Here is an 18,708-nt window from a genome sequence, read left to right as displayed (position 1 = left end):
GGCAAGCCCCGGCCGTTTTTCAGCGACAGGGTACAAATCAGGATCAGGCCGCGCGACGCTCGTGCCGGCCTTCAGCGATCTCCTCGATCAGCTTCGCGTTGAAGGCATCGAGATCCTTTGGCGTGCGGCTCGTGACGATGCCGTTGTCGACCACGACGGCCTCGTCGACCCAGCTCGCACCGGCATTCTCGATGTCCTTGCGGATGGTCGGAACCGACGTGACCTTGCGGCCCTTCAATGCGCCGGCGTCGGCGAGGATCCACGGTCCATGGCAGATCGCCGCGACCGGCTTGCCGGCCTTGACGAAGGCCTGGACGAATTTCAGCGCGTCGGCATTCACGCGCAACTGGTCGGGATTGAACAGGCCGCCCGGCAGCACGATCGCGTCATAGTCTTCCGCCTTCGCCCCGGTTAATGGCTTGTCGACAGAGACCTTGACGCCTTTTTCGAGGTGCCGGAACGCCTGCAGCTCGCCGGATTCCGGCGATACGATCTCGACCGTTGCACCGGCCTCCTTGAGCGCGTCGCGCGGACTGGTCAACTCGCTTTCCTCGAAGCCGTGGGTGGCGAGGATGGCGACCTTCTTGCCCTGGATCTTCGTGTTCATGGCATGTCCTCCTTGGTTGGAAACGGATCCGCGGTGCGCACGGCACCGCGATGCAAGGAGACTAGCCGAGCGGCCTTTAACCTGCGCCAACACCTGCTCGCCGACATAACACGAGATTCAGCAACGCATCGGCGTCGCAGGCGTTTGCGTCTGCATCGCACGTTCAGCAAAAGAAAAAGCCCCGCATTGCTGCGGGGCTTCTTGTCGAACAGCACTTCCTCGATACGACGGGCATTCGGCAAGTGCCGAACCCTCACCCGTCGCTTCGCGACACCCTCTCCCGCGGGGAGAGGGGCCAATCTTCTTAGAAATCCATGCCGCCCATGCCACCCATGCCGCCCATGCCACCGCCGCCGCCACCGTGGTTGTGCGCTTCTTCCTTCTTCGGCGCTTCGGCGACCATGGCTTCGGTCGTGATCATGAGGCCGGCGATCGACGCCGCGTTCTGCAGCGCGGTGCGGGTGACCTTGGTCGGATCGAGGATGCCGAGTTCGACCATGTCGCCGTATTCGCCGCTGGCGGCGTTGTAGCCGTAGTTGCCCTTGCCTTCGGCGACCTTGTTGAGGATCACGCTCGGCTCTTCGCCGGCATTGGTGACGATCTCGCGCAGCGGCGCTTCCATCGCGCGCTTGGCGATCTGCATGCCGTGGGTCTGGTCCTCGTTGTCACCCTTGAGCTTGCTCAGGGCCGACAGCGCGCGGATCAGGGCCACGCCACCGCCCGGGACCACGCCTTCCTCGACCGCCGCACGCGTGGCGTGCAGGGCGTCTTCGACGCGCGCCTTCTTTTCCTTCATCTCGACTTCGGTCGCCGCGCCAACCTTGATGACGGCAACGCCGCCAGCGAGCTTGGCCACGCGCTCCTGCAGCTTCTCGCGGTCGTAGTCCGAAGAGGTCTCTTCGATCTGCGCCTTGATCTGCTTGATTCGCGACTGGATCGAGGCGGCTTCGCCGGCGCCGTCGATGATGGTGGTGTTTTCCTTGGTGATGACGACCTTCTTGGCCTTGCCGAGGTCCTTCAAGGTGGCCTTCTCGAGCTGCAGGCCGACTTCCTCGGAGATGACCTGGCCGCCGGTCAGGATGGCCATGTCCTCGAGCATCGCCTTGCGACGATCGCCGAAGCCCGGCGCCTTGACCGCGGCAACCTTGACGATGCCGCGGATCGTGTTGACGACCAGGGTCGCCAGCGCTTCGCCTTCGACTTCCTCGGCGACGATCAGCAGCGGCTTGCCGGCCTTGGCGACGCCTTCGAGGATCGGCAGCAGCTCGCGCACGTTGGAGATCTTCTTGTCATACAGCAGGATGTGCGGCTCTTCGAGCTCGACCTGCTGCGAAGCCTGGTTGTTGATGAAGTACGGGCTCAGGTAACCGCGATCGAACTGCATGCCCTCGACGATGTCGAGTTCATTATCGAGACCGGAACCTTCCTCGACCGTGATCACGCCTTCCTTGCCGACCTTGTCCATCGCCTCGGCGATGAGCTTGCCGATCGGCTCGTCGCCGTTGGCCGAGATCGTGCCGACCTGGGCGATCGACTTGGAATCGGCGGACGGCTTGCTGAGCTTCTTGAGCTCTTCGACGGCGGCGATCACGGCCTTGTCGATGCCGCGCTTGAGGTCCATCGGGTTCATGCCGGCGGCAACGGCCTTCATGCCGTCGCGGATCAGCGCCTGGGCCAGAACGGTCGCGGTCGTGGTGCCGTCACCGGCGACGTCGGAGGTCTTGGAAGCGACTTCCTTGACCATCTGCGCGCCCATGTTCTCGAACTTGTCAGCCAGCTCGATTTCCTTGGCGACGGAGACGCCGTCCTTGGTGATGGTCGGCGCGCCGAAGCTCTTCTCGAGCACGACGTTGCGGCCCTTCGGGCCAAGCGTGGCCTTGACCGCATTGGCCAGGGTGTTGACGCCACGCAGCATGCGAGCGCGGGCATCTTCGGAAAAACGGATTTCTTTGGCAGCCATTTCGTGAAACTCCGGGATTCGGGATTGGGGATTGGGGATTGGTTTGAAACAGAGGCGGGAGAGATTCCGAGGAAGTGGGGCTCGCGGGCTGTTGACGCCTTTGCGAATCCCGAATCCCGAATCTCGAATCCCGGCTCTTACTCAATCACAGCGATGATGTCTTCTTCGCGCATGACCAGCAGTTCCTCGCCGTCGACCTTGACCTCGGTGCCCGAGTACTTGCCGAACAGGACCTTGTCGCCGACCTTGACCGCGATCGGACGGACCTTGCCGTCTTCGAGGATCTTACCGGTGCCGGCGGCGATGACCTGGCCGCGGATCGGCTTCTCGGCGGCCGAATCCGGGATCACGATGCCCCCTGCCGAAACCTTCTCTTCTTCCAGACGCTTGAGGATGACGCGATCGTGTAGCGGACGAAGTGCCATGGTGGATTCCTTTAACGGGTTGATTAAATTGAATTTATGTCGGGCTGTTAGCACTCTGCCCGAACGAGTGCCAATTCTACTCGCGAGAAAACGCCTGCGGAAGTCCTCAGGCGTTGGCCGCGCGTTGGCGTGCCCGGAACATGGGGCTGGGCTGAACCGTTTCAATGGGCCGGCCAGGAACGGTGAAGCGGCAGGCAAGCCCTGGTCCCGGGATCCGTCCGGGCAAGGTCGCGGCTCCCGATCCGGCATCGAGCCGCCGACGCGGGCCGCGGAGCGAGGACAGCGACTTCCTTTTGTCACAAGCTCCCGGCTAAAGTGAGCGGCTTGGCGTCGCATGACGCGCTGTTCCTGGGGTTTTCCGATGCATCCACGTTCTGGCGCCACGCGCGTCCTGGCTTCGCTTTTCCTGTTTGCGCTGGCGCCGGCCGCGCTGGCCCAGTTCGTGCCGCTGGTCGGCGGCACCGCGCCCGTGCAGGACTTCGATACGTTGGCCGTCACCGGCTCCAGTTCGACCCTGCCCGATGGCTGGTACCTGGCCGAATCGGGCAGCAACGCCAATACGAGCTACACGGCCAGCAATGGCGCGGTCAACTCCGGTGACACCTACAGCTTCGGCGCCAACGGCAACAATGAGCGCGCCTTCGGTTCGCTGCTGTCGGGCTCGGTGACGCCGACGATCGGTGCGCAGCTGCGCAACGACACGGGCATCGCCCTCGGCGAGATTGCGGTTTCCTACACCGGCGAGCAGTGGCGACTGGGTACAACCGGCCGCAGTGACACCCTCTTGTTCCAGTACAGCCTCGACGCGACCTCGCTCACCGACGCCGCAGCAACCTGGGTTCCGGTGTCGACGCTCGACTTCAGCTCACCGACGACGACCGGTTCGACCGGGGCCCTGGACGGGAACCTGGCCGCGAACCGGAGCGAGAGAAGCGATTCGATCACCGGCATCAACCTCGCTGCCGGCGCGAGCCTCTGGGTGCGCTGGGTCGACACCAATGCCAGCGGCGCCGATGACGGCCTGGCCATCGACGACATCGGTTTCAGCGTGGCCGGCGACCCGCCAGCCGACGTGCCGCCAACCGTGCTTTCGACGACGCCGGGGAACAATGCCGTCGACGTGCCGCTGGCCTCGACCCTGGTGGTGAGCTTCAGCGAAGCGGTGACGGTGACGGAACCGTGGTACTCGATCAGTTGCGCCGATTCCGGTTCGCACACGGCAACACAGACGGGCGGTCCAACCAGCTACACGCTGACCCCGTCTCCGGGCTTTGCCGCGAACGAGGTCTGCACCTGGACGATCCTCGCCACGGGCGTCCTCGACCAGGACGGCACGCCCGATGCGATGGCCGCCGACACGGTGGTCGAGTTCACCACCTTCGATCCCGGCAGCCTGCCCGCACCGAGCGTGATCTCGACCCAACCCGCCGACAACGCGACCCACGTGCCGCTGGCCAGTGACGTGCGGGTCAGCTTCAGCGAAGCGGTCACGACCACGCCGGGCGCGTTCGAGTTGGCCTGCGACAGCGCCCCGATCGGCCTCGCCGAGAGCGGCAGCGGCGCCCAGCGCACGCTGACCCCGGACAGCCTGCTGCCGGCCAATGGCCAGTGCACGTTCACGATCATCGCCGAGCACGTGCGCAACGCCGGCGATATCGCCATGGAGCAGTCGCTGGCCGTGCATTTCACGGTCGGCGATGGCTCGACCAGCGGCTATTACGGCCAGGTCAATACGAGCAGCGCCGAACAATTGCGCTGCACGCTGCACCTGACCATCCGCGGCCATACCGCCTATCCGTACAGCGGGTCGGGCACGAACACCTGGACGATCCTCGAGACGGCACAGGCCGCACCGGGCAATCCGAACCAGATCCTCGACGTCTACAAGAACCGCCTGTACACGGCGATCAGCGATCGCGCCGGCACCGGCAGCGGCGTCACCTACAACCGCGAGCACACCTGGCCGAACTCGCTCGGCTTCCCGAGCCAGACCGGCAACCTCGGCCTGCCGAATGCGCCCTATACGGACACCCACATGCTGTATCTGTCCGATACGCAATGGAACGCCGACCGCGGCAACAGTCCCTACGGCAACTGTCCGGTCGCGGCCAGCTGCGGCGAGCGCACGACCGAGGCCAACTTCGGCTTCGGCGGCGGCAGCGGCGTCTATCCGGGCAACTCGAACTGGGTCAACAACAACACCTTCGAGACCTGGAACCATCGCAAGGGCGACGTCGCGCGTGCGGTCATGTACATGGCGATCCGCTACGAGGGCGGCACCGACCCGACCAGCGGCCAGGCCGAGCCGAACCTCGAACTGACCGACAATCGCTCGCTGATCGTCGGCAGCTCGAATTACAACGTGCCGGCCTACATGGGCCTGCTCAGCGACCTGCTGGCCTGGCACGCGGCCGATCCGCCGGATGCCGAAGAACTTGCCCGCAACGACGTGATCCAGACCTTCCAGGGCAACCGCAACCCGTTCATCGACCATCCCGAATGGGCGACCCAAGCCCTGTTCCAGTCCTCGAATCCGGCCACCTGCGAACCGCTGGGCAATGACCTGATTTTCGTCAACGGATTCGATACGGCGGCTCCGCCTACCATGCATTGATGGAATTTCAGTCGGGGTTCGCGCAGCGCACTCCGACCCATGGCCGGTGAAAGGAATTCCGCGGCTTGCCGGTTGGTTCCTTGCGTGCGGGGCGTTCCTGTATGCGGGATTTGTCTGATGCGCGGTAAGCTGCGCTGTTGAGGTTGCAGGAGCGCCTTCAGGCGCAATGCTTTTGGATAGCTCGTAGAGAGCATCGCGCCTGAAGACGCTCCTACAATGCAACTTGCCTTCCCGGACCGGCTACCGACATGTCCGTACTGATCGTACATTGCAGCTGCGCCGCCGACGGCAGCGCCGCGGCCATCGCCAGGACCCTGGTCGAGGAACGCCTGGCCGCCTGCGTGTCGGTGCTGCCGGGCATACGCTCGACCTTCCGCTGGCGCGGCGAGACGCATACCGACGAGGAGGTGCTGATGCTGATCAAGACCACCGCCGAAGGGTATCCGGCCCTGGCCGCGCGCCTGCTCGAACTGCATCCGTATGAACTGCCCGAGATAATTGCGGTCGATGTCAGCGTTGCCCATGCGCCGTACGCAGAATGGGTCGCGCACCAGGTCGGCACGTCCTGATGCGCTGCCTGCCTCGCCAGCGACCGCATCGCCCCAGCCACCGGAGCCGTCCCTTGATGCGTTACTTCCTCGCCAGTGCCCTGGCCCTGCTCGCTTTCGCCACTGCCGCGCACGCCCAGGAACAGGACGGCCTGCTGCCGGTCGAACAGGCCTACGTGCTGAATGCCGAAATCGTCGCCCCGGGCCAGATCGCCCTGCATTGGCAGATCGCGAAGGACTACTACCTGTACAAGGGCCGGATCAACGCCAAGACCAGCCAGGCCGGACTCGAGCTCGGCGCGCTGGATCTGCCCAAGGGTCTCGAAAAGCACGACGAGTTCTTCGGTGACGTCGAGATCTACCACGACGCGATCGAAGCCAGGCTGCCCTACCGCCGGACCGATGCGGGTGGCGGCCCGGTCGAACTCACGGTCACCGTGCAGGGTTGCCACGAGATCGACCCGAAGATCTGCTACCCGCCGCATCCGACCCGGCTCTCGCTGACCGAACCGGTCGCGGACACGGCTGGCGCGCCGAGCGCACTGGCCGAGAAGCTGGCGGCCGGCAGCGTCCTCGGCGGCGCGCTCAACCCGCTCGATGAAGAGGAAGCGTTGCCACCCGAGCAGGCCTTCGTGTTCGAGGCGATCGAGATGAGCCCGACCGAGATCCTGGCCCGCTGGACCATGCCGAAGGGCTATTACCTCTATCGCGACAAGAGCAGCGTGCAGGTGGCCGATGCCAGCGGCGTCGAACTCGGCGCGCCGCAGTGGCCACCCGGCGTCGACCACACCGACGAGCACTTCGGCACGGTCGTCGTCTACTACAACCAGGTCGAGCTGCCGATCGCCCTGAAACGTCCGGACGGACAGGCCCAGACCATCCAGCTGCTCGGCGAGTACCAGGGCTGCAAGGAAAACGGCATCTGCTATCCGGTCATGCAGCGCACGGTATCGGTCGATCTCGAAGCGGCCAGCGCCGACCAGCTTGCCGATGCGGCGAAGACCTTCGTCGCCGCGCCGGCGCCGGCCGCCGAGGCCGCAACCGGTGGCCTGGCCGACAACGCACTGCGCACCCAGCCGCCGAAGGCGACCGCGATCGGCATCGTCGCCGCGCTGCTGTTCGCCCTGCTCGGCGGCATCATCCTCAACCTGATGCCGTGCGTGCTGCCGGTGCTCTCGTTCAAGGTCATCGGCCTGGCCCAGAGTGGCGAGAGCCTGCACAAGGCCCGCAGCCACGCGCTCTGGTACACCACCGGCGTACTGACCTCGTTCGCCGCGATCGGCCTGCTCGTGATCGCCCTGCGTGCCGCCGGTCAGGCCCTGGGCTGGGGCTTCCAGCTGCAGCAGCCGGCCTTCGTCGCGATCCTCGTTTACGTGCTGCTGGCGGTGGGCCTGAGCCTGTCGGGCGTGTTCACGATCGGCGCCAGCCTGGCCGGTACCGGCCAGGGCCTCGCCTCGCGCTCGGGGCCGGCCGGCGACTTCTTCACCGGCGTCCTCGCCTGCGTGGTCGCCAGCCCATGCACGGCACCGTTCATGGGTCCGGCCCTGGCCTTCGCCTTCGCCTCCTCCTCGATCGTCGCCCTGCTGATCTTCCTCGCCCTCGGCCTCGGCCTGGCCCTGCCGTTCCTGCTGGTCGGCTTCGTGCCGGCGCTGGCCTCGCGCCTGCCGAAGCCGGGCGCATGGATGGAGACGCTCAAGCAGGTGCTGGCCTATCCGATGTACCTGACCGGCGTCTGGCTGGTCTGGGTGCTCGGCAAGCAACGCGGCGTCGATGCGATCGGTCTCGTCCTGTTCGGCGCGGTGATCCTGGCCCTGGCCCTGTGGTCGATGGAGCGTGGGCGCTGGAAGGGTGGAATCGCCTCGCGCGTGATGGCGGTGATCCTGCTGCTCGCATCGCTGGTGCCGGTCTGGATGATCACGCGCATCGAACCGCCGTCGAAGGCCCTCGATGCATCGGAAACCGCGATCGCCTATTCCGCGGACAAGCTCGCCGCGCTGCGCACCGAAGGCCGCACGGTGTTCGTCAACATGACCGCCGACTGGTGCGTGACCTGCAAGGCCAACGAAAAGCGCGTGCTCGGCACGACGAACTTCGAAGCCGCGCTGAGCCGTGCCAATGCCGTCTACATGAAGGGCGACTGGACCAACGTCGACCCCGAGATCACCGCCTTCCTGCAACAGCACGGCGCGGTCGGTGTACCGTTGTACGTGGTCTTCCACGGCAGCGAGGGCAACGGCACGGTGCTGCCGACGGTTCTCACCGAAAGCGCCGTCGAGGCTGCCCTGGCCACCCCATCGCCCTGACCGGCACCGACGTTCCCGTGCCCCTGCAATCCCGGTACTGAGCCCGCTCGCGCATGTTCAATCGAACCAACCTGCTGATCATCCTGCTGGCCATGGCCAGCGCCGGCCTCGGCCTCGGGCTGAGCGCCCTGCTGCGCCCGGCGCCGGCCCCGCTGCCGGCCATGCCGAGCACGCACAGTGCGGCGCTGGCGATCGGCGACGCTGCCGGTGCCATCCGCCTGCCGGATCGCGACGGCAAGCCGCGCAGCCTGTCGGAGTGGAACGGCAGGCTCGTCGTGCTCAATTTCTGGGCCAGCTGGTGCGGACCCTGCCGCGAGGAAATGCCGATGCTCGACCGCGCCCGCACGCGCTACGCGGCGCGCGGCGTCGAAGTGATCGGCGTGGCCGCCGAGGAGGCGCCAGTGGCGCTCGCGTTCCTCGAGCAGAACCCCGTGTCCTATCCGATCCTGATCAATTCCCCGGACGAGCCGCCCGATGTGTCGCTGACACTGGGCAATACCCAGAGCGTGCTGCCGTACACGGCGCTGATCGGCCGCGACGGCCGTATCCTGGCGACGCGCATGGGCAACTTCAGCGAACAGGCGCTCGATGACTGGATTGCACCGTACCTGTAGGCAGGCGTCGCTCGAAGCGCAGCGCCTGTTCCCCTGATCCGCACATGCCGGCCATGCTCGGCTCCGCCGCTTGCGGCGCCCGACCCGGCCTTCCTCAGCTCCCTTGCACGCCATCGTCACAGGACTTCCCGCCATGTCGACTCCCGCCTACGCCGCCGCCACTGCCAAAGCTCCACTGGCTCCCTGGACCATCGAACGCCGCGCGCCGAAGCCGCACGACGTGCAGATCGACATCCGCTACTGCGGCGTCTGCCATTCCGACATCCACCAGGCCCGCGCCGAATGGGGCGGCGGCATCTTCCCGATGGTGCCCGGCCACGAGATCGTCGGTGAGGTCAGCGCAGTCGGCGATGCGGTGACGAAATACAAGGTCGGCGACACGGTCGGGGTCGGCTGTTTCGTCGATTCGTGCCGCGAATGCGCGTCCTGCCGCGAGGGCGAGGAACAGTATTGCCAGAAAGGCATGACCGGCACCTACAACAGCTTCGAACGCGGCACGCGCACGCCGACCCATGGCGGCTATTCGACACGCATCGTCGCCGACGAGAACTACGTGCTGCGCATCCCGCCAAGCATCCCGCTCGATCGCGCCGCGCCGCTGCTCTGCGCCGGCATCACGGTCTACTCGCCGATGCGCCATTACGGGGTCGAGGCCGGCGACTCGGTCGCCGTGGTCGGCCTCGGCGGCCTCGGCCACATGGCCGTCAAGATCGCCCGCGCGATGGGCGCCAGGGTCACCGTGCTGAGCACCTCGCCGTCGAAGCGCGACGATGCGCTCGCGCTCGGCGCCGATGATTTTGCCGCGACCTCGGACCCGACCGTGTTCAAGACCCGGGCCGGCTCCTTCGACTTCGTCCTCGACACCGTGTCCGCGCCGCACGACTACAACGCCTACCTCGGCCTGCTGCGCCGCGACGGCACGATGATCCTGGTCGGCCTGCCCGACCAGCCGGTCCCGCTCTCGGCCGGTCCGCTGATCATGGGCCGCCGGCGCCTGGCCGGCTCGCTGATCGGCGGCATCCGCGAAACCCAGGAAATGCTCGACTTCTGCGCCGAACACGGCGTCGCCTCGGACATCGAGCTGATCCCGGTCGAGAAGATCAACGAAGCCTACGAACGCATGATCAAGGGCGACGTGCGCTACCGCTTCGTCATCGACTGCGCCACGTTCTGACGGGACGCCGGGCGCCAGGAGCCGATCCCGGGGACAGGAATCCGACAGGGGGGCTCGGGCCCGCCCCTGCAGCGCACCTGCAGACTCGTTCGCGACCTCGAATTTCGCCCAACGTCGCCGAACTGGACAGAACCGGCCGGTTCGATGACACTACGGCGCTGTTTGAACCGGCCGATCGGCGGCCGTTCCGGGGGCGTTCTTGGCCAAGATCCTCGTCCTGCATGGACCCAACCTCAACCTGCTCGGCACGCGCGAGCCGGAGGTCTACGGGTATGCCACGCTGGCCGATATCGATGCCTCCCTGGTCGGCCTGGCCGAGGCGGCCGGGCAGCAACTGGCCACGTTCCAGTCCAACGCCGAGCATGCCCTGATCGACCGCGTACAGCAGGCGCGCGAAGAGGGGATCGCCTGGATCGCGATCAATCCGGGCGGCTACACGCACACCAGCGTGGCCCTGCGCGATGCGCTGGCGGCCGTGGCGATTCCCTTCGTCGAGGTGCACCTGTCCAACGTGCACGCGCGCGAGGCGTTTCGCCAGCACTCGTATTTCTCCGATATCGCACACGGCGTCGTCGCCGGCTTCGGCGCCGACAGCTACCGCATGGCGCTCGAATTCATCCTGCGCCGGCTCGCCACGAACTGACTACGGATTCCCACCGGCCCGGGTCCCGCGTGGCCCCGGTCCACAGCACAGGTGACACCCATGGATTTGCGCAAGATCAAGAAGCTCATCGATCTGCTCGAGGAATCGAACCTCGCCGAACTCGAGATCAAGGAGGGCGAGGAAATCGTCCGCCTGTCGCGGTATCCGAAGAACATGGCGCCGACCTGCACGGCGCCGCCGTCGGCCGGTCCGGCCGCCGTGCAGGCCGCGGCGCCGGTCGCGGCGAGTCCGGCGCCCAGCGCACCGGAAGCAGCGGCCTCTTCGCCGTCGAAGGACCTGCCGCCCGGCACCACCGTGCGCTCGCCAATGGTCGGTACCTTCTATGCGTCGGCGAACCCGGACGCACCGCCATTCGTCAGCGTCGGCCAGAAGGTCAAGGCCGGAGATACCCTCGGCATCATCGAAGCCATGAAGATGTTCAACCAGATCGAAGCCGAAGTATCCGGCACCGTCCTCGCCGTGCTCGCCGAAAGCGGCCATCCAGTCGAATTCGATGAGCCTTTGTTTGTGATTGGCTGAAGGGCGGGGATTCGGGATTCGTGATTCGGGATTCGCAAATGCGACCTCATGAACGGCTGGACGTCTGGCAAGACTCCATGTCGCTGGTAGTTGCCGTCTATCAGATGACGGGCTCCTTTCCAGAGGCCGAGAGATTCGGGCTCGTCAGTCAAATGCGTCGCGCTGCAGTCAGTATTCCCTCCAACATCGCTGAGGGCGCAGCTCGGCGGTCGACCCCCGACTACCTTCGATTCCTTGCCATCGCGCGCGGCTCCCTCTCCGAACTCGACACCCAACTCAACATCGCACTCCGTCTTGGATTTGCTACCCCCTCCGCAGCAACACAAGAACTCCTGCACAGGACATTTGCCCGCATGAATGCATTGATGCACGCGCTGGAGAAGCGTCCGATCGACGCGCGCCTTTCCGAATCCCAAATCCCGAATCCCGAATCCCCGCCCCCATGCTAGACAAAGTCGTCATCGCCAATCGCGGCGAAATCGCGTTGCGCATCCTGCGGGCCTGCCATGTGCTCGGCATCAAGACCGTGGCCGTGCATTCGACGGTCGATCGCAATCTCAAGCATGTCGGCATGGCCGACGAATCGGTCTGCATCGGCCCGGCGCCGGCTTCGGAGAGTTACCTCAACGTGCCGGCGATCATCGCCGCCGCCGAAGTCACCGATGCCCAGGCGATCCATCCCGGTTACGGCTTTCTCTCCGAGAACGCCGATTTCGCCGAGCGCGTCGAGCAGTCCGGTTTCATCTTCATCGGTCCGCGCGCCGAGACGATCCGCCTGATGGGCGACAAGGTCGAGGCGATCCGCGCGATGAAGGAGGCCGGCGTGCCCTGCGTACCCGGTTCGGGCGGCCCGCTCGGCGATGACATGGCCGAGAACTCGCGCATCGCGCGCGACATCGGCTATCCGGTCATCATCAAGGCGGCCGGCGGTGGCGGCGGGCGCGGCATGCGCGTGGTGCACACCGAAGCGCACCTCGGCAATGCGATCTCGATGACCAAGACCGAAGCCAAGGCCGCATTCGGCAACGACCAGGTCTACATGGAGAAATTCCTCGAGAATCCGCGCCACGTCGAGATCCAGGTGCTGGCCGACGGCCAGGGCAGCGCGATCCACCTCGGCGAACGCGACTGCTCGATGCAGCGCCGCCACCAGAAGGTGGTCGAGGAGGCGCCGGCCCCCGGCATCACCGAGGAACAGCGCCAGGCCATCGGCAAGGTTTGCGTCGAGGCTTGCCTGCGCATCAACTATCGTGGCGCCGGCACCTTCGAATTCCTCTACGAGGATGGCCGCTTCTACTTCATCGAGATGAACACGCGCATCCAGGTCGAGCACCCGGTGACCGAGATGATCACCGGCGTCGACCTGATCCGCGAACAGCTGCTGATCGCCGCCGGCGAAAAGCTGACGCTGCGCCAGCAGGACATCCGCATCACCGGGCACGCCATCGAATGCCGCATCAATGCGGAGGATCCGGACACCTTCATGCCGAGCCCGGGCACGGTCAAGCGCTTCCACGCCGCCGGCGGTCCCGGCGTGCGCACCGACACGCACATTTACGACGGCTATCGCATCCCGCCGAACTACGATTCGATGATCGGCAAGCTGATCGTGCACGGACGCGACCGCGCCACCGCAGTCGCGCGGATGCGCAATGCGCTCGCCGAAGTGGTCATCGAAGGGGTCAAGACCAACCTGCCCCTGCAGATGCGGATCATGGCCGATCGCGGCTTCCAGGCCGGCGGCATGAACATCCATTACCTTGAAAAGCGCATGGCCGAAGCGAAGGAAAAATCGATCGGCCTGAGTTGATGCGCCGGGGCCCGCAGAGCTGCGCATTCGTGGGCGCTCCGCGGACCTGTCGCCCGCAGTGATTGTCCAGTGGCCCAACCATGCCGGTGCGCGTATCACCGCGCCCTGCTCCTTCCAGACCGAGATCCCTTCCCGCAATGAGCTGGCTTGAACTCTCCCTGACCCTTCGCTCGGACCAGCAGGAAAGCGTCGAGGCTGCGCTCGAGGATGTCGGCGCCCTGTCGGTGACCCTGCTCGATGCCGATGCCGACACCAGCGACGAGCAAGCCATCCTCGAACCCGCCGTGGGCGAGACACCCCTTTGGTCGCAGGTGGTCCTGTCCGCGCTGTTCGAAGCCGGCACCGATCGCAGCGGACTGATCCACGTACTCGGCGAATTGCTGCCGGAACTCGAACCGGACCAGATCCAGTTTCGCGACGTCGCCGACCAGGACTGGACCCGGGCCTGGATGGATCAGTTCCGGCCGATGCAGTTCGGCAGGCGTCTCTGGATCTATCCGTGGAATGTCGAACCGCCGGCCGATGGCGATGCGATCGTGGTCCGCCTTGATCCGGGCCTGGCCTTCGGTACCGGCACCCACCCGACCACGGCCCTGTGCCTGGAGTGGCTCGACGCCGCGGACCTCGACGGTGCCAGCGTGATCGATTACGGCTGCGGCTCGGGCGTGCTGGCCATCGCCGCGGCCCTGCTCGGCGCCCGCAACGTCATCGCTGTCGACAACGATCCGCAGGCACTCGAGGCCAGCCGCGACAATGCCCGGCGCAACGGCGTCGGTGATCGGCTCGCGCTGTTCCTGCCCGACGCCGAACCCGGCACGCCTGCCGATTACCTCGTCGCCAACATCCTGGCCGGACCGCTGCATGAACTCGCACCACGCTTCGCCGACCGGGTCAGGCCCGCGGGCCGCATGGCCCTGTCCGGCATCCTCAAGGGTCAGGAACCCGAACTGCTGGAGCGCTATGCGGAATGGTTCGAGGACCTCAAAGTCAGCATTCGCGAGGACTGGGTCCGCATCGAGGGTCGGCGCCGGCGCTGAGCGAAGCGCGCGAAACCATCGGCCGGATCGAGACGCCAGTCGCTCCGTCGATGCGCGCCAGCCGCTAGAATCCAGACATGTACACCCAATGCCCCGAATGCCTGACCGTGTTCAAGCTCGGCAGCGCCGAGTTGGCCGCCGCGCATGCGGCCGTTCGGTGCTCGCACTGCAATGCCGTCTTCGATGCCCTGCCGACGCTGAGCGAGCAGTTGCCGGCCGAACCGATCGGCAAGCTTGAACGCCATGCCGAACAGGCCACGCCGCCGCAACTCGGCCTACCGGTGTTTCGCCCCAACCGGGGTCCGCAGGGGTCGCTGAATTTCGACCCGCAGGATCGCCCGCGGGCGCACGAGCGCGCTTCGGGCCCACCGCAATTCACCCGCCATCGGCGCCACCACCGGCCGCAGCACAATGGTCGCTGGATCGTCGGCAGCCTGGTCCTGACCCTGTTGCTGGGCGGGGAAATCGCCTGGGCCGAACGCGATCTGTGGATCAACGATTCGAGCCTGCGGCCGTGGGTCGAGAGCGCCTGCGCAACCCTCGGCTGCCGGCTGCCGCTGCGTCGCGATGATGATCTGCTGCAACTAGCCTCGCGCGACATCCGGCCGCACCCGTCGGTGCCGGGCGCGCTGATCATATCGGCCACCCTGCAGAACGCCGCAGACTTCGCCCAACCGTTTCCAGTCGTCGAAATCACCCTGTCCGATCTCGACGAACAACGCATTGCGATGCGCCGCTTCCTGCCCGGCGAGTACATCAGCGACCCGCGCGCGCTGGCCCGGGGCCTCGCTCCCGAGGCCAAGGCGCCGCTCGTGTTCGAGGTCGCCGATCCGGGCAAGAGCGCGGTCGCGTTCGAATTCAAGTTCGAATAGAAGCCCGGCGAATCCGTTCCGTTCGGTTACCGAATTCACCGGAAACGACAAACAGCACTTATCAAGCGCCTCGCGTGGCGCTACTATCCACGACCCGCCACGCGAAATCAGGAGTTCACGTGGCGCCGTCACGACAAGAACAAGCCTCGGGGGCCCGATTTCCGTGAATGCCGTTTCTCCGTTGCGCGTTGACGCCGCGCACGATTCCGCCTTGCAACCCGCCTTGCGCGAATGCGTCGCACGCGCCGTCCGGCGCTATCTGAGCGATGTCGAGTCGCAGCCAACCGAGGGACTGCATGCGCTCGTGCTCGGCGAAGTCGAGCAGCCGCTGCTGCGGGAAGTCATGGACTGGTATGGCGGCAACCAGAGCCGCGCCGCCGCCGCGCTCGGCATCAATCGCGCGACCCTGCGCAAGAAGCTCCAGCAGTACGGCCTCAGTTGAGCGACTTCCGCGCCCCCTGCGCCGCTATACTGCGCGATTGCAAGACCGCCTCCGGCTGACCGATGTTCGAAACTCCGCTTGCCCCCGCCCGCCGCGCGCTGCTCAGCGTGTCCGACAAGTCCGGCCTCTGCGACCTCGCTCGCGGCCTCGATGCGCTGGGCATCAGCCTCGTTTCCACCGGCGGTACCGCGCAGACCCTGCGTGGTGCGCACCTGCCGGTGACCGAGGTCAGCGCCCTGACCGGTTTCCCGGAGATCATGGACGGCCGCGTCAAGACCCTGCACCCGCTCGTGCATGGCGGCCTGCTCGGCCGCCGCGGCACCGACGACGCGGTCATGGCCGAACACGGTATTGCCGCGATCGATCTGCTCGTGGTCAACCTCTATCCCTTCGACACGGTCACGGCACGTCCTGATTGCAGCCTCGAGGAGGCCATCGAGAACATCGATATCGGCGGCCCGGCCATGCTGCGCGCGGCGGCCAAGAACCACGAACACGTGATCGTGCTGTGCGATCCGGCCGACTATGCCGAAGTGCTCGATGCGCTGGCCCATGGCGGCACCCCGATCGAGTTGCGTCGGCGCCTCGCGGCCAAGGCCTACGCCCATACCGCCACCTACGACGGCCGCGTCGCCAGCTGGCTCGGCGCCCGAACCCAGGGCGAGAACAGCGAGCCGTTCCCGCCGAACCTGCACCTCGCCTACGAGCGCAAGCGCATCCTCCGTTACGGCGAGAATCCGCATCAGGCCGCAGCGCTGTACGTCGAACGCAATGCGCCGCGCGGCACCATTGCCACGGCCCAGGTACTGGCCGGCAAGGAACTGTCCTACAACAACCTCGCCGACGCCGATGCCGCGCTCGAGTGCGTCAAGGCGTTCCAGCGCACGCCGGCCTGCGTCATCGTCAAGCACGCCAATCCATGCGGCGTCGCCCTCGGCGCCAGCGTGCGCGAGGCCTACGAGCACGCCTACGCCTGCGATCCGGTGTCGGCCTTCGGCGGCATCATCGCCTTCAACCACCGGCTCGACGCAGAGACGGCCGCACTGATCCTCGAGCGCCAGTTCGTCGAAGTCGTGATTGCGCCGGGCGTCGAAGATGCCGCACTGGCCGCTTTCGCGAAGAAGCCGAATGTGCGCCTGCTGGCCACCGGCGACTGGCCGGAACAATCGGGCCAGTCGGTCGACTACAAGCGCATCGCCGGCGGCATGCTGGCCCAGGACGCGGATCGCGACACCCTGATGCTGACTGACCTCAAGGTCGTCTCCAGGCGCGTGCCGAACGCCGACGAACTGCGCGACCTGCTGTTCGCCTGGCACGTATCGATGTACGTGAAATCCAATGCCATCGTCTATGCCCGCGAGAGCCGCACCATCGGCATCGGCGCCGGCCAGATGAGCCGCGTGATCAGCGCCCGCATCGCCGCGATCAAGGCCGAGGAAGCCGGGCTCAGCGTCCCCGGCAGCGTGATGGCCTCGGATGCCTTCTTTCCGTTCCGCGACGGCATCGACATGGCCGCCCAGGCCGGCATCCGCGCGGTCATCCAGCCCGGCGGTTCGATGCGCGACAACGAAGTGATCGTCGCCGCCGACGAACACGACATGGCCATGGTGTTCACCGGGGTGAGGCATTTCAGGCACTAGCGCGGCGCGCTAGTGCCGGGATTCGGGATTGGGGATTCGGGATTCGATGGGTCATGCCAGAGTTTGTGGCCATCGCCGGCTCTGATCTCACGCCGACCCATCACAGCACACTGACACTGCCCCTATGACAACGAGTGACATGACGCCCGTGCTCTTTCGAATCCCGAATCCCAAATCCCGAATCCCGCAACCATGAAAATCATGGTTGTGGGCTCCGGTGGGCGCGAGCATGCGCTGGCCTGGAAACTGGCCCAGTCCAGGCGCGTCACCGAAGTCGTCGTGGCACCGGGCAATGCCGGCACCGCGCACGAGCCGCGCATGCGCAATGCCGATGTGGCGGTCAACGACATCGACGGACTGCTCGCGCTGGCGCGGCGCGAGAAGATCGACCTGACCGTGGTCGGTCCGGAGATTCCGCTCGTGCTCGGCGTCGTCGACCGGTTCCGTGCCGCCGGCCTCGCCTGCTTCGGGCCGCGTCGCATCGCGGCGCAGCTGGAAGGATCGAAGGCCTACGCCAAGGCCTTCCTCGCCCGCCACAACATTCCGACCGCGCGGCATGCCGTGTTCACCGATCTCGAACCGGCCCTGGCCTACGTGCGCAAGCACGGCGCACCGATCGTCATCAAGGCCGACGGGCTTGCCGCCGGCAAGGGCGTGGTCGTTGCATTGACCCTCGGTGATGCCGAGCAGGCGCTGCACGACATGCTCGGGGCGCACTCGCTCGGCGATGCCTCGGCGCGCGTGGTCATCGAGGAATTCCTCGAGGGCGAGGAGGCCAGCTACATCGTCATCTCCGACGGCCAGAACGCACTGCCAATGGCGACCAGCCAGGATCACAAGCGCGTCGGCGAGGCCGATACCGGACCGAACACCGGCGGCATGGGCGCCTATTCGCCTGCGCCGGTGGTCACGCCCGAAGTCGATCGTCGCATCATGGACGAGGTGATCCGGCCGACCCTGGCCGGCATGGCCGCCGAAGGTGCGCCATTCATCGGCTTCCTCTACGCCGGCCTGATGATCGACCGTCACGGCGCGCCGAAGGTCATCGAATTCAACGTGCGCTTCGGCGATCCGGAAACACAGCCGATCATGCTGCGCCTGCAGTCCGATCTGGTCGAACTGATCGAATCGGCGCTGGCCGGCCGGCTCAAGGGCATGCACGTGCAATGGGACCCGCGTCCGGCGATCGGCGTGGTCATGGCCGCGCACGGATACCCGGGCAAGGTCCGCAGCGGCGATCCGATCGACGGCCTCGACACCGACTTCGGCAAGGACACCAAGGTCTTCCATGCCGGCACGCGCGAGCGCGACGGCCAGGTGGTCACGGCCGGCGGACGCGTCCTCACCGTCTGCGCCCTCGGCAGCGACATCGGCGCCGCCCGCGAACGCGCCTACGCGGCCCTGGCCAGGCTGCGCTTCGAAGGCGCCTTCCACCGGCGCGACATTGGCCACCGAGCGCTCAGTCGGGAATAGGGAATG

Annotated in this window: 17 protein-coding genes; 14 read left to right on the top strand and 3 right to left on the bottom strand. The window is 66.3% G+C overall.

The window, feature by feature from the left end:
* Nucleotides 1-43 precede the first annotated feature (43 nt).
* From BM125_RS10995 to groES, 3 genes are all read right to left on the bottom strand, one after another.
* Nucleotides 44-607: a type 1 glutamine amidotransferase domain-containing protein gene (locus BM125_RS10995; RefSeq protein WP_092407897.1), complete on the bottom strand. Its 564-nt coding sequence runs from the start codon at nt 605-607 to the stop codon at nt 44-46.
* A gap of 304 nt (nt 608-911) precedes the next feature.
* Nucleotides 912-2,567, bottom strand: a complete 1,656-nt coding sequence (gene groL, locus BM125_RS10990; RefSeq protein WP_092407895.1) for a chaperonin GroEL — start codon at nt 2,565-2,567, stop codon at nt 912-914.
* A gap of 137 nt (nt 2,568-2,704) precedes the next feature.
* A complete protein-coding gene (gene groES / locus BM125_RS10985; protein ID WP_092407893.1) occupies nt 2,705-2,992 on the bottom strand; it encodes a co-chaperone GroES in 288 nt (95 codons plus the stop codon).
* 361 nt (nt 2,993-3,353) lie between these two features.
* Between groES and BM125_RS20225 the strand changes: the two genes are divergently transcribed.
* From BM125_RS20225 to purD, 14 genes are all read left to right on the top strand, one after another.
* A complete protein-coding gene (locus tag BM125_RS20225; protein ID WP_175498027.1) occupies nt 3,354-5,606 on the top strand; it encodes an endonuclease in 2,253 nt (750 codons plus the stop codon).
* Between the two features lie 248 nt (nt 5,607-5,854).
* Complete coding sequence (gene cutA, locus BM125_RS10975; RefSeq protein WP_092407891.1) at nt 5,855-6,175, top strand: divalent-cation tolerance protein CutA; 321 nt, start codon at nt 5,855-5,857, stop codon at nt 6,173-6,175.
* A 56-nt stretch (nt 6,176-6,231) separates the two neighbouring features.
* Nucleotides 6,232-8,457 carry a protein-disulfide reductase DsbD family protein gene (locus BM125_RS10970; protein WP_092407889.1) on the top strand — a complete coding sequence of 742 codons (2,226 nt, stop codon included), beginning with the start codon at nt 6,232-6,234 and terminating at the stop codon, nt 8,455-8,457.
* 53 nt (nt 8,458-8,510) lie between these two features.
* On the top strand, nt 8,511-9,071 hold the full coding sequence (locus tag BM125_RS10965; RefSeq protein WP_092407887.1) for a TlpA family protein disulfide reductase: 561 nt from the start codon (nt 8,511-8,513) through the stop codon (nt 9,069-9,071).
* A gap of 133 nt (nt 9,072-9,204) precedes the next feature.
* Nucleotides 9,205-10,245 (top strand): NAD(P)-dependent alcohol dehydrogenase, encoded by a 1,041-nt coding sequence (locus tag BM125_RS10960; RefSeq protein ID WP_092407885.1) that lies wholly within the window; start codon nt 9,205-9,207, stop codon nt 10,243-10,245.
* Nucleotides 10,246-10,444: 199 nt separating this feature from the next.
* The gene (gene aroQ, locus BM125_RS10955) at nt 10,445-10,888 is read left to right on the top strand and encodes a type II 3-dehydroquinate dehydratase (protein WP_092407883.1); all 444 of its coding nucleotides are present in this window, start codon (nt 10,445-10,447) and stop codon (nt 10,886-10,888) included.
* A gap of 60 nt (nt 10,889-10,948) precedes the next feature.
* A complete protein-coding gene (gene accB / locus BM125_RS10950; protein WP_092407881.1) occupies nt 10,949-11,428 on the top strand; it encodes an acetyl-CoA carboxylase biotin carboxyl carrier protein in 480 nt (159 codons plus the stop codon).
* A 77-nt stretch (nt 11,429-11,505) separates the two neighbouring features.
* On the top strand, nt 11,506-11,877 hold the full coding sequence (locus tag BM125_RS10945) for a four helix bundle protein (RefSeq protein ID WP_342741298.1): 372 nt from the start codon (nt 11,506-11,508) through the stop codon (nt 11,875-11,877).
* Nucleotides 11,871-13,238, top strand: coding sequence for an acetyl-CoA carboxylase biotin carboxylase subunit (accC, locus tag BM125_RS10940; RefSeq protein ID WP_092407877.1), 1,368 nt, complete (start codon nt 11,871-11,873; stop codon nt 13,236-13,238). Before BM125_RS10945 ends, accC begins: the two co-directional genes overlap by 7 nt.
* 137 nt (nt 13,239-13,375) lie before the next feature.
* Complete coding sequence (gene prmA / locus BM125_RS10935; protein WP_092407875.1) at nt 13,376-14,275, top strand: 50S ribosomal protein L11 methyltransferase; 900 nt, start codon at nt 13,376-13,378, stop codon at nt 14,273-14,275.
* A gap of 77 nt (nt 14,276-14,352) precedes the next feature.
* Nucleotides 14,353-15,147, top strand: coding sequence for a zinc-ribbon and DUF3426 domain-containing protein (locus BM125_RS10930; RefSeq protein WP_092407873.1), 795 nt, complete (start codon nt 14,353-14,355; stop codon nt 15,145-15,147).
* Between the two features lie 163 nt (nt 15,148-15,310).
* Nucleotides 15,311-15,589, top strand: coding sequence for a helix-turn-helix domain-containing protein (locus BM125_RS10925; RefSeq protein WP_092407871.1), 279 nt, complete (start codon nt 15,311-15,313; stop codon nt 15,587-15,589).
* A gap of 62 nt (nt 15,590-15,651) precedes the next feature.
* Entirely contained in the window at nt 15,652-17,229 is a 1,578-nt protein-coding gene (purH, locus tag BM125_RS10920; RefSeq protein WP_092407869.1) for a bifunctional phosphoribosylaminoimidazolecarboxamide formyltransferase/IMP cyclohydrolase, read from the top strand.
* Nucleotides 17,230-17,421: 192 nt separating this feature from the next.
* Entirely contained in the window at nt 17,422-18,702 is a 1,281-nt protein-coding gene (purD, locus tag BM125_RS10915) for a phosphoribosylamine--glycine ligase (protein WP_092407867.1), read from the top strand.
* Nucleotides 18,703-18,708 lie beyond the last annotated feature (6 nt).

Origin of the sequence: Dokdonella immobilis, from assembly GCF_900115085.1 — a bacterium.
Lineage (GTDB): Bacteria > Pseudomonadota > Gammaproteobacteria > Xanthomonadales > Rhodanobacteraceae > Dokdonella > Dokdonella immobilis.
Note: the sequence above shows the minus strand (reverse complement) of the source record. Positions and strands in the feature narration are given on the sequence as shown.